The sequence below is a fragment of the Promicromonospora kroppenstedtii DSM 19349 genome (assembly GCF_000515355.1).
GTDB classification, from domain to species: Bacteria; Actinomycetota; Actinomycetes; order Actinomycetales; family Cellulomonadaceae; genus Promicromonospora; species Promicromonospora kroppenstedtii.
Window position 1 is genome coordinate 41,745 of the sequence record NZ_KI911678.1, and the last position, 15,083, is coordinate 56,827.

Genomic DNA, 15,083 nt, shown 5'->3' on the forward strand with positions numbered 1-15,083 from the left:
AGCCGGTCGGCGGGGCGCTCGGACAGGTGGCGGCCGGGTGGTCGCTCGTCCGCCGGACCAGGGTTGTCGAACCGCTCGGGCTGCGTCCCGAGGCCGTGCCACGGGACGTCCCCGGGCCGGTGGGGCGCGCCCTGGTTGCCCAGGACGGCGCGGGCGCCGTCCACGTCCGGGGTGGCGAGCACCGTCGCCTGCCCGCGCAGCAGGCGGGCGATCTCGATGATCTGGTCCGAGGGAAGGCCCACGCAGACGACGAGGCCTGGGGTGGATCCTGGTGCGGGGTCGTGCGTCACGTGCCTCACCCTCCATGGTCGACCGTTCGGTCGCGGACCGGGTTAAACCTGGCCAGCGCGCGCCAGTTTGCCCCCGTGTCGTACCGCTCGGGTCAATTTTTCGTTACCTTTCCATTGCGTGGGCAAAATGACACAATCCCGCCTGCTTGACGGTTTTCCGCCACTCATGACAGGTTAAGGGGTGAAATTGCGGCGAATAAGCCGGGTGAAGTTTCCTGGAAGCCCTTGACAAAGTTGTCGAGGGCTACATGACCGCATTTTGACCGAGAAGTGACCCATACCTGACCCTGATCCGACCTTGTTGCCCTGACCTGTGCAAACGACGGTTGGGCACGGCCCACGACCGTGGTCCGTCCAAGCGCGCCCGATCCAGTGGGCGCGCCGGGTAATGGAGGGTTCATGCATCGCAGAACCGTGCTCGCGAAGCGCGCGACAACCGCAACAGCGGCCATCGCGCTCGTCGCGACATCAGCACTGAGCGTTGCTCCGGCAGCGTTCGCAGGAACATCCCCGACATCAGCACTGCCCGTCACCACGACGAAGACCGTCGCGGCCGACCCCGACGACAAGTTCACGAGCTTCGCCCGGGAGATGCTGACCGAGCGCAAGACCGCGGACTTCTGGGTCGTGCTCGCGGAGGAGGCCAACCTGACGGCCGCCAAGGACATCGCCGACTGGGACGAGCGCGGTCAGTACGTCTACGACGCGCTCACCACCACGGCCAAGACCTCACAGGCCAGCCTGGTCAAGGAGCTCAAGGCCGCCGGTGCGGACTACGAGAGCTACTGGATCAGCAACCGCATCCTGGTCGAGGACGGCACGCTCGAGCTCGCCAACGAGCTCGCGGCGAGCACCAAGGTCGAGGCCATCCGCGAGACCGTGAAGCTGGAGCTGGTCGACCCGGTCAAGCGGACCCCGGTCAGCGACAAGGCGCCCCAGGCCGTCGAGTGGGGCCTGGACTTCATCAACGCCCCCGAGGCGTGGGAGCAGGGCTACACGGGTCAGGGCATCGTCGTGTCGAACATCGACACCGGCGTGCAGTTCGACCACCCGGCGCTGGCCGACCAGTACCGCGGCGTGCAGTCCGACGGCTCGGTCGTGCACGACTACAACTGGCAGGACACCAGCGGCTCCGCACCGGAGCCGTTCGACGACAACGGCCACGGCACCCACACCATGGGCACCATGGTCGGTGACGACGGCGCGGGCAACCAGATCGGTGTCGCCCCCGACGCCGAGTGGATCGCCACGAACGGCTGTGACAGCTGCTCGGACTCCGCGCTGCTCGAGTCGGGCCAGTGGATCGTCGCCCCGACCAAGGTCGACGGCTCCGACCCCGACCCGTCGAAGCGCCCGAACATCGTCAACAACTCGTGGGGCTACACCGCCGCGGGCTTCATCGACGACTGGTACGAGGAGACCACCGCTGCCTGGGCCGCCGCCGGCGTGTTCGGCGCCTGGTCCGCGGGCAACTCGGGCTCCGGCTGCCAGACGACCTCGTCGCCGGGTGCCAACACGAGCTCGTACTCGGTCGGCGCGTTCGACGCCTCGGGCAACATCGCAGCCTTCTCGTCGCGTGGTGCCGGCGAAGACGGTCTGGTCAAGCCCAACATCGCCGCTCCTGGCGTGAACGTCCGCTCGTCCGTCCCGGGTGACGGCTACGCGGCCTTCAACGGCACGTCCATGGCCGCCCCGCACCTCGCGGGCGCCGTCGCCGTGCTGTGGAGCGCCGCTCCCGCGCTCGTCGGTGACATCGAGGGCACGGAGGCGCTCCTCAACGAGGCCGCCGTCGACACGGACGACACCACCTGCGGTGGTACCGCCGAGAACAACAACGTGTGGGGCGAGGGCAAGCTCGATCTCGCCGCGCTCATCGACGCAGCCCCGATCGGCGCCACCGGCTACGTCACGGGCACCGTGACCAACGCCGCCGGCGACCCGATCGCCTCGGCCGACGTCACCATCGACGGCGACCGCGACCGCACCGTCAGCACCGACGCGGACGGCACCTTCTCCGCGCGCGTCGCCACCGGCGACTACTCGGTCTCGGCGTCCGCGTTCGGCTACCTGCCCTCGACGCCGGCCTCGGCCGCCGTCACCGAGGACGGCACCGTCGACGTGCCGATCTCGCTCGAGGCCGCGCCGTCGCACGCCGTGACCGGCACCGTCACCTACGCCGGGTCGGGCGACCCGGTCGTCGGCGTCCCGGTCAGCCTCGGCAGCCACTTCGAGGACGTCTCCACCGGCGCGGACGGCACGTTCGCCTTCGCCGACGTCCCCGAGGGCACCTACACGCTCAGCGTCGAGACGGGCGGTTGCGCCGCTCCGTACGCGGGCGACGTCGTGGTCGACGGCGCGGAGGACGTGCCCGTCGAGATCACCGCGGTGACCGACGACTTCGGCTACTCCTGCGCCACCACCACCGGTGAGTACCTGCAGGGCGACACCGAGTCCTCACTCACGGGCGACGACGTGCAGACGTCGCTCGACCTGCCCTTCACCTTCCCGTACTACGGCGAGGGCTACGACTCCGCATTCGTCACGTCGAACGGCCACCTGAACTTCCTGGCGGCCAGCACCTCGTACGCGAACGGGGCCATCCCGAACAGCGCGGTGCCGAACGCGGCACTGTTCCCCTTCTGGGACGACCTGCTCCTCGACGGTGAGTCGGGCCTGTACACGGGTGAGACGACGGTCGACGGCGAGGACGCGTTCGTCGTGGAGTGGCGCAACGTGCGCAAGTACAGCCCGGCGACGGACCGCCTGAGCTTCTCGGTCACGCTCGTCGCGGACGGCACGGTCATCTTCGGCTACGGCGACGTCACCGACACCAGCTCGGCCAAGGGCGACTCGGCGTCGGTCGGCATCGAGAACAAGGCCGGCACCGTCGGCCTCCAGTACTCGAACGGCACCCCGGCGATCTCCTCCGACCTGTCGATCACGTACACGGCGCCCGTCCTCTCCTTCCTGGAGGGCACGGTCACCGACCTCAACACCGGTGACGCCGTCGAGGGCGCCACGGTGACGGCCACGTCCGACGCGGCGACCCGCACCGCCACCACCGGGGAGGACGGCACCTACTCGGCCATCGCCCTCCCGGGTGACTACACGGTCGAGGTCACGGCGCCGGACTACGAGTCCGAGTCGGGCACGGTGACCCTCGACCCCGAGGCCACCGGCACGTTCGACGCGGCGCTCGCGGCCGGCCTGGTCACCGTCAGCACCGACTCTCTCGCCGCCACGCTCCCGCTGGGTAGCACCACTACCAAGCGGTTCACCGTGAAGAACGAGGGTTCGGCTCCGGCCGACGTCGACCTCACCGCGACCGGTGGCGGCTTCGACATCCTGGGCACGGACGGCCTCGCGGCCATCCAGCACCCGACGGGCGAGGCCACCGAGGTCAAGTCCACGAAGCCGTCGGTCAAGCTCGGTGGTTCCGGCGTCGGCGGCTCGAAGTCGAAGCTGCAGGCCGCCGGCAAGGGCACCGCGGGTGAGGGCGTCACGCCCGAGTCCATCCCGGTCTCGCCGAACGCCACCACGATCACCCACTCGGCGTCGCAGGAGATCGTGGCGGTCAACTCGGCCTCCTGCGGTGGCCTGGCGGGGACCACGGAGAACCACTTCTTCCGGACGTTCACGCTGAGCGACTTCGACATCGAGGACGACTTCGAGGTCTCGGAGGTGTCCTTCGGTATCGAGGAGGCCACCGCTCAGACCCTCACGGTCAACCTCTACACGCTGGAGGGCGCGCTCACTTTCGCCAACCTCACCGAGATCGGGACGGCCGACCTGGCCATCCCGGCGTCGACCCTGACGATGGTCTCGGTGCCCGTGACGGGTGAGGTGCCCGCGGGCGCCACGCTCGTGGTCGAGGTCGTGTCGCCCAACCAGCAGTCGAACGGTGGCGTCTTCTACATCGGTTCGAACGGTGCGGGTCAGTCCGCGCCGTCGTACCTCTCCGCCACCGACTGCGGTCTCGCGGAGCCGGCGACGACGGACTCCATCGGCTGGCCCGACATGCACATCGTCATGAACGTCTCCGGTGACGTCGCGGGCGGCGGCAGCGACCTGTCGTGGCTGTCGGTGGACCCGACGGAGTTCACGCTGGCACCGGGCCAGAGCAAGACAATCACGGCGAGCCTCAGCGGCGTCGTGGCACAGCCCGGCACCTTCACGGCCTCGCTCCTGGCCGGCGCGGAGACGCCGTACGAGACGTCGTCGGTCGACGTCTCGCTGACGGTCAACCCGCCGAAGAGCTGGGGCAAGCTGTCCGGCACCGTCGGTGGCTTCACGCCGGACGGCGTGGTGTCGCTCGGCGACTCCGTGGTCCAGATCAACGGGAAGCTCTCGGCGGTCACCCTGGTCACCGGGTCGGACGGCGTCTACGAGTACTGGTTCGACAAGTCGGAGCGGACGGCGCAGATCATCGCGACGTCCAACGGGTACGTCCCGCAGGTCGGCTCCGCGAAGGTGACGGCGGGTACCGACGTCGTGACCGACTTCGAGCTGGACCCGATCAAGTAGTCATCCGGGCCCAGCCACCTCGCCCTCGGTAGAACCAGGGCGAAGCAGAACTGCAGCGCATCCCTCGCGGGGTGCGCTGCAGTTCTGCCTCGGCGGTGGTCAGCGCTCGATGTCGCCGCGGATGAAGGCCTCCAGCTGGGCGCGGCCCGCGGTGTCCTCCATCTGCACGGGCGGCGACTTCATGAAGTACGTCGCCGCCGAGAGGATCGGCCCGCCGACGCCGCGGTCCTTCGCGATCTTGGCGGCCCGCACCGCGTCGATGATGATGCCCGCGGAGTTGGGGGAGTCCCACACCTCGAGCTTGTACTCCAGGTTGAGCGGCACCTCGCCGAACGCGCGGCCCTCGAGGCGCACGTAGGCCCACTTGCGGTCGTCCAGCCAGGCCACGTAGTCGGACGGGCCGATGTGGACGTTGCGGTCCTCCTTCTTGCCCGCGAGCGGCCCGCTGAGGTTGGACGTCACGGCCTGCGTCTTGGAGAGCTTCTTCGACTCGAGGCGGTCGCGCTGCAGCATGTTCTTGAAGTCCATGTTGCCGCCCACGTTCAGCTGGTAGGTGCGGTCCAGGACGACGCCGCGCTCCTCGAACAGCTTGGCCAGCACGCGGTGCGTGATGGTGGCCCCGACCTGCGACTTGATGTCGTCGCCGACGATCGGCACGCCGGCCTCCTCGAACTTCGCGGCCCACTCCGGGTCGGACGCGATGAACACGGGCAGGGCGTTGACGAACGCAACGCCCGCCTCGATGGCGCACTGCGCATAGAACTTGGCGGCCTCCTCGGAGCCCACCGGCAGGTAGCAGACCAGCACGTCGACCTCGGCGGCGCGCAGGGCTGCGACGACGTCGACGGCCTCCTTGGTGGACTCGTCGATCGTGGCGCGGTAGTAGTCGCCCAGGCCGTCGAGGGTCGGGCCGCGCTGGACCGTCACGCCGGTCGGCGGGACGTCCGCGATCTTGATGGTGTTGTTCTCGGACGCGTTGATGGCCTCGGCCAGATCGAACCCGACCTTCTTCGCGTCCACGTCGAACGCCGCGACGAACTCGAGGTCCGACACGTGGTAGTCGCCGAACTGCACGTGCATAAGGCCCGGGACGGTGCTCGCCGGGTCGGCGTCACGGTAGTAGTGCACTCCCTGGACCAGGGACGAGGCGCAGTTGCCCACGCCGACGATACCCACGCGGATGGAGTTCATCCTCGCTCCTTCTTCGTTTGTTCCTGCTGTGGTGAGTGGCTCTGCGCCGCGGCGCGTCCCCGCTCGGTGGAGATGAGGCCGTCGAGCCAGTGCACCTCGCGCTCGACCTTCTCGAGCCCGAAGCGCCGCAGCTCCAGCGCATATTCGTCGAGCCTCGACCGCGGATGCGTCGTCGACTCCCGGAAGGCCTCCAGGCGCTCGGTCAGCCGGGTGCGCCGGCCTTCCAGCACCCGGAGGCGGGTATCCGCGTCGGTCTGCCCGAAGAGGGCGAACCGGACGTCGAAGTTGTCGTCCTCCCAGGCCGCGGGGCCGGCGGTGGCCAGCACGGACTGGAGGTGTTCCTTGCCCTCGGCGGTCAGCTCGTAGACCACACGACGGCGGCCGAGGGGCATGGGCTTGGCGGTCCGGCCGGGGATCCCGGTCTTCCCCTTGCGGGGCGGGGGCGTCGGGTCGCTCTCGGTGGTCGCGATCAGACCCCGGGTGACCAGGCCCTTGAGGGCCGGGTAGAGCGTGCCGTAGGAGAAGGCACGGAACGAGCCGAGCACGAGGTTCAGCCGCTTGCGCAGCTCGTAACCGTGCAGCGGGGACTCGTTGAGCAGGCCGAGGACGGCGGTCTCCAGCACATCGGACCGACTACGCACGGTGACCTCCCTCCTGGATGACCCGGCAGGCCGGGTTGGATACTTCAGCACGATGTATCGAGTCGATACATCGAGAGGATAAGCACCCTCCGGGCGGCCCGCAATCCACCGCTGGTACCCGGGGTTCCATCACCGAGGTGAAAAAAGTGTGAAGTGAGGGCAGACGGACTGCGTTGACCATGCGTCGAAATCTTCCGGTTGCGTCGGTGCGGCAGATGTGGGTACTGCGCCAGAGGGTGAATCCCCTATGGTTTCGGGTGGTCCGACCGGCAGGTGCGTCCATCGCACGCGGGCGGATCCCGAGTCCGAACGAGGAAGAGGCTGTCGTGTCGCACTGGAGTCCCTCTCCGATCTGGCCGCAGACGCCCCGGCGTCGGCAGGGAATCTGGAACTACCCCCGGCCGCACCGCACCGGGATCCGGGCGTGGGTCCCGTCGTGGCGGTTCGTCGTGGGAACGCTGCTGACCGGGACGTCGCTGGTCGCGGGTGTGATCCTGGCCGCCTGGGTGGACGTGACGGTGCCCGGCGAGCTGAACACCGTGCGCTCCGAGACGACGACGGTCTACTACTCCGACGGCAAGCCGCTGGGGAAGTTCGCGGCCGAGAACCGCACCATCGTGTCGCTCGCCGACCTGCCGCCGTACGTCGCCGAGGCCGTGATCGCGTCGGAGGACCAGAGCTTCCGCACCCACATGGGCATCAATCCGCTGGGCATCGCCCGCGCGGCGCTCAACAACATCACCGGCGGTGCCCAGCAGGGCGCGTCGACGCTGACCCAGCAGTACGTGGAGAACTACTACATCGGCGTGGGCGAGGCGACGTACGCGGACAAGTTCCGCGAGGCGATCCTCGCGCTCAAGGTGACCCAGGAGCAGTCCAAGGAGGAAGTGCTCGAGGGGTACATGAACACCATCTACCTGGGGCGCGGGGCCTACGGCATCGAGGCCGCGTCCCAGGCGTACTTCGGGCACCCGGCCAGCAAGATGACCATTTCCGAGTCAGCGTTCCTCGCGGGCATCATCCCGAACCCCACCTACTGGGACCCGCGCCAGGGCGAGGGTGCCCAGGCCCAGGCCGAGGCGCGCTGGGGCCGCACCCTCGACTTCATGGTCGAGTCGGGCGTGATCACGGCGGACGACCGTGCCGCCGCCGAGTTCCCCAAGCTCAAGAAGTACACGCAGGGATCGGGCAACCCGCAGACCGCGTACCTCCTGGAGGCGGTCGCCAAGGAGCTCGCGGACCCGGAGGGGGCGAACATCCAGGAGGCCCAGCTCACCACCGGCGGGTTCTCCATCAAGACCACGATCGACCGCAAGATGCAGGCGGCCGCGGCCGAGGCGATGGCGCTGCCCAAGGACGCCGACGAGAACACGCGTGCGTCGCTGACCTCGATCGACCCGTCCTCGGGCGCGATCAGGGCGCTCTACGGCGGCCCGGACTACGGCACGTACCCCACGAACTCGGCGACGCAGGACATCGCCCAGGCGGGTTCCACGTTCAAACCCTTCACCCTGGTCGCGGCCCTGGAGCAGGGCATCCCGCTGACCAAGACCTACGACGGCACGTCCCCGCAGGAGATCGAGGGCTACAACAACCGGAACGCCGAGACCGGTGAGGAGGAGCAGGCGGTCCTCACCAACTTCGGCCAGCCGCCCTACGGCGAGAGCTACCCGAACGTCTCCCTGCTCGACGCCACGGCCAACTCCGTGAACACCGCCTACGTGCACCTCAACGTCGAGGTGGGCCCGGCGAAGACGAAGGACGTCGCTACCCGCGCGGGAATCCCCGAGACGGACGCCGCCGGGAACGAGATCGTCGCCCCCAACCTCGCCAACGTGCTCGGCACCGCGAGCGTGCACAACATCGACATCGCCCGCGCCTACTCGACCTTCGCGTCACAGGGCATCCGGACGGAGCCGCACCTGGTCGACGAGGTGACCAACGGCGACATGACGCTCTACCAGTGGAGCGAGCCCTCCGAGACGGAGTTCGAGCCCGAGGTGATGGCGGCCACCACGTACGCCCTGACCCAGGTGGTCCAGGAGGGCTCCGGCGAGCCGGCCTCGCACCTCGTGGGTCCCGACGGCGTCACGCCCCGCCCGGTCGCCGGCAAGACCGGCACGTCGAACAGCAACCGGTCGGCCTGGTTCGCGGGCTACGTGCCGCAGCTGGCGACCGTCGTCGGGCTCTACCAGTACGACCGCGAGGCCCGCGAGGGCAAGGGCGAGTACCAGCAGATCACCCCGTTCGGGGAGTGGAAGGAGATGGGTCTCACCGGTCTGACCGGTGGTACCTGGCCGGTGACGGCCTGGGCCGACTACATGTCCAAGGCCACCGAGGGCATGGACGTCGTCGAGTTCCCGCCCTACGAGATGCCGGTCCCCGAGCCCTCCGTCTCGCCGACGCCGTCCGAGAGCCCCTCCGAGGAGGCCGACGACCTGGTCGTGGTGCCTGACGACCTGGTGGGCCAGCAGTTCACGGAGGCCTCCGCCACGCTCGCGAACCTCCAGCTCGTCGCGGTGCAGGTCGACGTGGACAGCCCGGAGCCGGCCGGCACGGTGCTCGCGGTCGACCGCGCCGGTCAGGAGGTCGAGCGGAACTCCAGCATCGAGGTCCAGGTCTCCAACGGCTCCGGCGCCGAGGAGGAGGAGACCACCATGGTGCCCTGGGGTCTGACCAACCAGGACCAGGACGACGCCGAGCAGGCGCTGCAGGATGCCGAGCTCACGCCGGTCGTGCAGGAGGCGCCGTCCGACACCGTGCCGGAGGGCTCGGTGATCACGGTCGACCCGGGTGAGGGCTCCGAGGTGCCGAAGGGCAGTGAGGTCACCCTCGTGGTCTCCACGGGACCGGAGGACCCGTCCGACGACCCGTCCGAGGACGGCGGCGGGATCTTCGGATAGCGGTCTCCGGGGGTTCTGCCGGCGTCGGGTGAAATACCGGGTGAAAAGGCCCGATCGGCGCTGGCAGAACCCTTTGTGACCCGTGTCGCGGACACGGGCCGTACACAGAGAAACCGCGTTTGTGCTACTTGCTGCGAACATCGATCCTCTATCGTTTCGACGGTTCAGTGCGCCCACTGGACTGATTCGAGGAACGAGGAAGACGTGGCGAACAGGAGTCCCTCTCCGATTCCGATCTGGCCGCAGACGCCCCGACGCCGGCGTGGGATCTGGAACTACCCGCGCCCGCACCGCACGGGCCTGCGCGCGTGGATCCCGTCGTGGCGCGTGGTCGTCGGCACCGGGCTGACCCTGCTGTCGCTCGGCGTCGGTGTGTTCACCGCCGGGTGGATCGGCTGGGCCGTACCGAAGGAGCGCGCGGAGATCGGCTCGGAGACCACCACGGTCTACTACGCTGACAACAAGGTGCTGGGTAAGTTCGCGGCGATCGACCGCACGATCCGTCCGCTCGACGAGCTGCCCCCGTACATCGGCCAGGCCGTGGTGGCGTCCGAGGACCAGGGCTTCGAGGACCACATGGGCGTCGACCCGCTGGGCATCGTCCGCGCGGCCATCAGCAACGTGACCGGCGGTGGCCGCCAGGGCGCGTCGACGCTGACGCAGCAGTACGTGGAGAACACCTACTTCCAGCCCGGACAGTCGTCCTACGCGGACAAGTTCCGCGAGATCATCCTGGCCCTCAAGGTGGACCAGGAGAAGTCGAAGGACGAGATCCTCGAGGGTTACGTGAACAGCATCTACCTGGGCCGCGGCGCCTACGGGTTCGAGGCCGCGGCGAAGGCGTACTTCAACAAGCCGGCGGCCGAGCTCACCGTCTCGGAGACCGCGATGCTGGTGGGCATCATCCCGTCGCCGTCCTACTGGGACCCGCGCTTCGGCGAGGAGTCCAAGGCCGTCGCGGAGCAGAAGTGGGCCCGCGTGCTGCGGAACATGGCGGACATGGGGTACATCACCCAGGAGGAGCGAAAGTCCGCCACCTTCCCCGAGCCCATCGAGTACAAGCCGGCCTCGCGCGCCGGCCAGGTGGGCTACCTGCTCGAGGAGGTCCGCAAGGAGCTCGCCGACCCCGACGGGGCGAACATCAGCGAAGAGGAGCTCATGACCAAGGGTTATGAGATCCACACCACCATCAACTCGAAGTTCCAGAAGGCCGCGGTCAATGCCGCGAACACCATCCCGTACAAGGGCGAGGGCGCCGCCTCCAAGCGGCTCGGGGTCTCGATCGTGTCGATCGACCCCAAGGACGGCGCGATCCGTGCCCTGTACGGCGGCAAGAACTACGAGGAGGTCCAGTTCAACTCCGCCACGGACGGCAAGGCGCAGGCCGGTTCGACGTTCAAGCCGTTCACCCTCATCGGCGCCCTCGAGGACGGCCATGAGCTCAACGAGTACTACAACGGCAACAGCCCGATGCAGATCCCGGGCTGGACGGTCCGGAACAAGGAGACCGGCGTCGAGGAGGAGGTCCAGCTCACCAACTTCGGCACCCAGGCGGGTGGCGAGTCCTTCGGTGACATCGACCTGGTCGACGCCACGGCGAACTCTGTGAACACGGTCTACGCGCAGCTCAACGTGGAGATCGGGGCGAAGAAGTCGCAGGACGTCGCGATCCGGGCAGGCATTCCCAAGGATGCCACCAACGACACCCTGTCCAACGTGCTCGGTACTGCCGACGTGCACCCGGTCGACCTGGCGGGCGCGTACGCCACGTTCGCGGCCCAGGGCACGCGGCACGAGACGCACATCCTGACGTCGGTGAAGCAGGGCGAGGACACGGTCTGGGAGTTCAGCGGCGAGAACACCAAGAAGGACATCATCGACCCCGTCGTGATGGCCAAGGCCACCTACGCCATGGAGCAGGTCGTCAACGAGGGCTCCGGAGCCCCCGCGCAGGAGCTGCTCGGCCCCGACGGGGAGCAGCGCCCCGTGGCCGGCAAGACCGGCTCCACGAACGACAACAAGTCGGCGTGGTTCGCGGGCTACATCCCGCAGCTGGCCACCGTGGTGGGCCTGTATCAGACGGCCGACGACGGCGTCGCGCAGGCCTCGATCACCCCCTTCGGCCAGTGGGCGGGCGGCAGCCTGACCGGTGGCACCTGGCCGGTCACGGCGTGGACCCAGTACATGCAGGAGGTCACGAAGGGCATGGAGGTCGAGGAGTTCCCGCCCTACGTGCCGCCGGCCCCCAAGCCGTCGCCCACGCCCACCCCGTCGCCCACGCCGTCGGAGGACCAGAAGGTGATGGTCCCGACCGGGCTCGTGGGCCAGCAGTTCGCGGCCGCCGCTGCCGCCCTCTCGGGCGCCGGGGTGAACCCGCAGCTCGTGGAGGTCCCGAGCGACCAGCCGCCGGGCACCGTGCTCTCTGTGGAGAAGGAGGGGCAGGAGGTGCCGCGCAACTCGAACATCCGGGTCGAGGTCTCGACCGGTCCCGAGCAGCCCGAGGCCACCACTGTCCCCGACGGCCTGATCGGCAGCAGCGAGGGCAGCGCCCGCGGCAAGGTTCAGGGCGCCAACCTCGAACCGGTCGTCGAGTACCAGCCGTCCGACGACGTCCGGCAGGGCACCGTCATCGACGTGAGTCCGGGCGAGGGTAGTCCGGTGGAAGCGGGCAGCCAGGTGCGGCTGATCGTCTCGTCCGGCCCCGACGTCGGCCTTCCGACCGGTGAGCCGACCGGTGGCGGTGGCGGCGGTGGTGGTGGCGGCAACGGGAACGACAGCCCGTAGCCGCCCGGTCGCCCATGGACGAGGGGTCGTCTCCTGTGGGAGACGGCCCCTCGGTCGTTTCCCGAGGGGCTGCCCGGTTCGGGCGAGGCGGTTCCCGTCGGCGCGGCGGGGGTGTGAGAGGCGTCTCCCGCGCTCGTTTCCGTCGTCGCGCACATGCCAGGTAGGCTTGACCCTTGCTGTGAACCCTCCTGTCACGGAACGACCGTGACCGCTGAGACCAGAGGAGGTGGGTATACACATGCGTCAGTACGAACTGATGGTGATCCTGGACCCGGAGGTCGAGGAGCGCACCGTTGCCCCGTCGCTCGACAAGTACCTGTCGGTCATCACGACCGAGGGTGGGTCCGTCGACAAGGTGGACATCTGGGGCCGCCGCCGCCTGGCGTTCGACATCTCGAAGAAGTCCGAGGGCATCTACGCCGTCGTCGACTTCACCTCGACGTCGGACACCGCCAAGGAGCTGGACCGCCAGCTCGGCCTCAACGAGGTCGTGCTCCGGACCAAGATCCTGCGCACCGGCGACAAGTAAGTCGTCGGACCTGAACCTCCTACGCCCGCGCGAGTGTCAGTGGTTCGTGGTTGCATTCACCGCGAGCACGGACAGCGCGCACGGAACGTCGACTGAATCGAGGAATTGGCATGGCTGGTGAAACTGTCATCACAGTGATCGGGAACCTGACCGGGGACCCTGAGCTGCGCTTCACCCCTTCCGGTGCGGCGGTCGCCAACTTCACGGTGGCGTCGACCCCGCGGACCTTCGATCGCCAGAGCAACGAGTGGAAGGACGGGGAGACCCTGTTCATGCGCTGCTCGATCTGGCGCGAGGCCGCGGAGAGCGTCGCGGAGTCGCTGACCAAGGGCACGCGCGTCATCGCGCAGGGTCGCCTGGTCCAGCGCTCCTACGAGACCCGTGAGGGCGAGAAGCGCACCGTCGTGGAGCTGCAGGTGGACGAGATCGGTCCGTCCCTGCGCTACGCCACGGCCAAGGTCACCCGGGCCCAGCGGTCCGGTGGCGGCGGCTTCGGTGGCGGCGGCGGTGGCTACAACGGAGGCGGCGGCCAGCAGGGCGGCGGCTCCGGCGGAGGATTCAGCTCTTCTGGTGGCGGTCAGAGCAATGACGACCCGTGGGCCACGGCAGGCCCGGCGTCGTCGGGCGGCTCGTTCTCGGACGACCCGCCGTTCTAACCGTTACCACCCAGTTCACCTTTTGTGCTCATACAGCCCGCCAGGCGAAGTGAGCAGCACCTGACGAAGGAGCAACACCATGGCGAAGCCTGTGGTGCGCAAGCCCAAGAAGAAGATCAACCCGCTGAAGTCCGCGAAGATCGCCAACATCGACTACAAGGACACGGCGCTTCTGCGCAAGTTCATCTCCGACCGCGGAAAGATCCGTGCCCGTCGCGTCACCGGCGTCTCCGTCCAGGAGCAGCGTCAGATCGCGAAGGCCGTGAAGAACGCCCGCGAGATGGCCCTGCTGCCGTACACGTCGACGGCTCGCTGAGGAAGGGATCGAGAACAATGGCAAAGCTGATCCTGACCCACGAGGTGACCGGCCTGGGCGAGCCCGGCGACGTTGTTGAGGTGAAGGACGGGTACGCCCGTAACTTCCTCATCCCGCGTTCGCTGGCGACCCCCTGGACCAAGGGCGCCGAGTCCGACATCAACGCGATCCGCAAGGCTCGCAAGACCCGCGAGATCGCCTCGCTGGACGACGCGAAGGCCCTGGCCTCCTCGCTGTCCGCGAAGCCGGTCGTCGTCACGGCGAACGCCGGCCCCGGTGGCCGTCTGTTCGGCGCGGTGACCACGGCGGACATCGCCGGTGCGGTTGCCGCTGCCGGTGGCCCGTCGGTCGACAAGCGCAAGATCGAGATCGGTCAGTCCATCAAGACGACCGGTGACTACACCGTGTCGATCCGCCTGCACCCCGAGGTGTCGGCCAAGATCGGCGTCCAGGTCGTCGCCGGCTGAGCTTCGGCTCGGCTGATCACCTGATCGCCAGCAGGCCCCGGTTCCCTGTGGGAGCCGGGGCCTGCTGCTGTCCGGAAACTGGCGACCGTCCGCAAGGTGCGCTTCTCCTCGGCGATCACGCGCGGAACTCGCGTGATTCGGGCGCAATCCCTGGCGAGACATCACGCCGATGGCGGAGCCGGGTCCGGCAGGATGTTCTGGTCCATGGAGAGCAGCGCGTCCAGGGTCAGGGCCGCCGTCCAGGAGAACTGGCGCGTGCCCCGGCCGGCTCCCGTGTCCGGGTCCACGTACTCGGGAAACCCTTCCGGCGCGGCGACGGCGAAGTGACCCCGCAACCGGGCGGCGAGGTCGTCGCGGCCAAGGGCCCGGACGGCGCGCAGGAGCAGCCACGACATGTTGAACCAGGCCGGGCCACGCCAGTACAGGGCGGGGTCGAACGCCGGGTCCTGTCGTGAGGTGCTCGGCAGGTATGGCCCCCCACCCAGGAAATCCGGGCCGGTGAGGGTTGCGAGCAGGCGGTTGGCACGGCCCGGGGGCAGCGCCGCCGGCGCTGAGGCCTGGGCCAGGTCCCCGGCGAGCAGCAGCGGCACCAGGCCGTTCACCGTCGCCCGACGCACGCGCTCCCGGGTCGTGTCGTCGAGTGCCACGTAGAGCCCCAGGTCCTCGTCCCACAGGTGCTCGTCCATCGCGGCGATCAGGCGGGCGGCGGCTCGTTGGTGGGCAGTGCTCGCGGTGGTCGGCGCACCGGCCGCCTCGTGCGCGCCGGCCCGCGCGGCGCCCCT

Annotated in this window: 11 protein-coding genes; 7 read left to right on the forward strand and 4 right to left on the reverse strand. The window is 68.9% G+C overall.

Translation table 11 applies throughout. From position 1 onward, the window contains the following. A partial coding sequence (locus tag PROKR_RS34950; protein ID WP_036964284.1) for a hypothetical protein occupies positions 1–242 on the reverse strand: 242 nt, incomplete at its 3' end. A 447-nt stretch (positions 243–689) separates the two neighbouring features. On the opposite strand from PROKR_RS34950, the gene PROKR_RS14105 reads away from it, so the two are divergent. Continuing rightward, complete coding sequence (locus tag PROKR_RS14105; RefSeq protein WP_245605828.1) at positions 690–4,814, forward strand: S8 family serine peptidase; 4,125 nt, start codon at positions 690–692, stop codon at positions 4,812–4,814. A gap of 99 nt (positions 4,815–4,913) precedes the next feature. On the opposite strand, the gene PROKR_RS14110 is transcribed toward PROKR_RS14105, so the two are convergent. Together PROKR_RS14110 and PROKR_RS14115 are read right to left on the reverse strand one after the other, a co-directional pair. Then, on the reverse strand, positions 4,914–6,005 hold the full coding sequence (locus PROKR_RS14110) for an inositol-3-phosphate synthase (RefSeq protein WP_036964285.1): 1,092 nt from the start codon (positions 6,003–6,005) through the stop codon (positions 4,914–4,916). Further along, positions 6,002–6,646 (reverse strand): PadR family transcriptional regulator, encoded by a 645-nt coding sequence (locus tag PROKR_RS14115; RefSeq protein WP_036964286.1) that lies wholly within the window; start codon positions 6,644–6,646, stop codon positions 6,002–6,004. The genes PROKR_RS14110 and PROKR_RS14115 overlap by 4 nt, the downstream gene beginning before the upstream one ends. A gap of 326 nt (positions 6,647–6,972) precedes the next feature. Between PROKR_RS14115 and PROKR_RS14120 the strand changes: the two genes are divergently transcribed. From PROKR_RS14120 to rplI, 6 genes are all read left to right on the forward strand, one after another. Beyond that, entirely contained in the window at positions 6,973–9,549 is a 2,577-nt protein-coding gene (locus tag PROKR_RS14120; protein ID WP_051432991.1) for a transglycosylase domain-containing protein, read from the forward strand. Between the two features lie 204 nt (positions 9,550–9,753). Next, the gene (locus tag PROKR_RS14125; protein WP_157602081.1) at positions 9,754–12,333 is read left to right on the forward strand and encodes a transglycosylase domain-containing protein; all 2,580 of its coding nucleotides are present in this window, start codon (positions 9,754–9,756) and stop codon (positions 12,331–12,333) included. A gap of 238 nt (positions 12,334–12,571) precedes the next feature. Beyond that, positions 12,572–12,862 carry a 30S ribosomal protein S6 gene (gene rpsF / locus PROKR_RS14130; protein WP_200835897.1) on the forward strand — a complete coding sequence of 97 codons (291 nt, stop codon included), beginning with the start codon at positions 12,572–12,574 and terminating at the stop codon, positions 12,860–12,862. A 110-nt stretch (positions 12,863–12,972) separates the two neighbouring features. Further along, positions 12,973–13,518, forward strand: a complete 546-nt coding sequence (locus PROKR_RS14135; protein WP_036964287.1) for a single-stranded DNA-binding protein — start codon at positions 12,973–12,975, stop codon at positions 13,516–13,518. Positions 13,519–13,597: 79 nt separating this feature from the next. Beyond that, positions 13,598–13,834: a 30S ribosomal protein S18 gene (gene rpsR, locus PROKR_RS14140; protein ID WP_020013532.1), complete on the forward strand. Its 237-nt coding sequence runs from the start codon at positions 13,598–13,600 to the stop codon at positions 13,832–13,834. Positions 13,835–13,851: 17 nt separating this feature from the next. Continuing rightward, complete coding sequence (rplI, locus tag PROKR_RS14145; protein ID WP_020013531.1) at positions 13,852–14,301, forward strand: 50S ribosomal protein L9; 450 nt, start codon at positions 13,852–13,854, stop codon at positions 14,299–14,301. A 161-nt stretch (positions 14,302–14,462) separates the two neighbouring features. On the opposite strand, the gene PROKR_RS14150 is transcribed toward rplI, so the two are convergent. Further along, positions 14,463–15,083: MGH1-like glycoside hydrolase domain-containing protein (locus tag PROKR_RS14150; protein WP_425414894.1), on the reverse strand; the 621-nt coding region annotated here is incomplete at its 5' end.

Excerpts from the sequence above, each read along its gene's own strand:
- PROKR_RS14105 (WP_245605828.1), top strand. The coding sequence starts at position 690 with ATGCATCGCAGAACCGTGCTCGCGAAGCGCGCGACAACCGCAACAGCG.
- PROKR_RS14110 (WP_036964285.1), bottom strand. The coding sequence starts at position 6,005 with ATGAACTCCATCCGCGTGGGTATCGTCGGCGTGGGCAACTGCGCCTCG.
- rpsF (WP_200835897.1), top strand. The coding sequence starts at position 12,572 with ATGCGTCAGTACGAACTGATGGTGATCCTGGACCCGGAGGTCGAGGAG.
- PROKR_RS14135 (WP_036964287.1), top strand. The coding sequence starts at position 12,973 with ATGGCTGGTGAAACTGTCATCACAGTGATCGGGAACCTGACCGGGGAC.
- rpsR (WP_020013532.1), top strand. The coding sequence starts at position 13,598 with ATGGCGAAGCCTGTGGTGCGCAAGCCCAAGAAGAAGATCAACCCGCTG.
- rplI (WP_020013531.1), top strand. The coding sequence starts at position 13,852 with ATGGCAAAGCTGATCCTGACCCACGAGGTGACCGGCCTGGGCGAGCCC.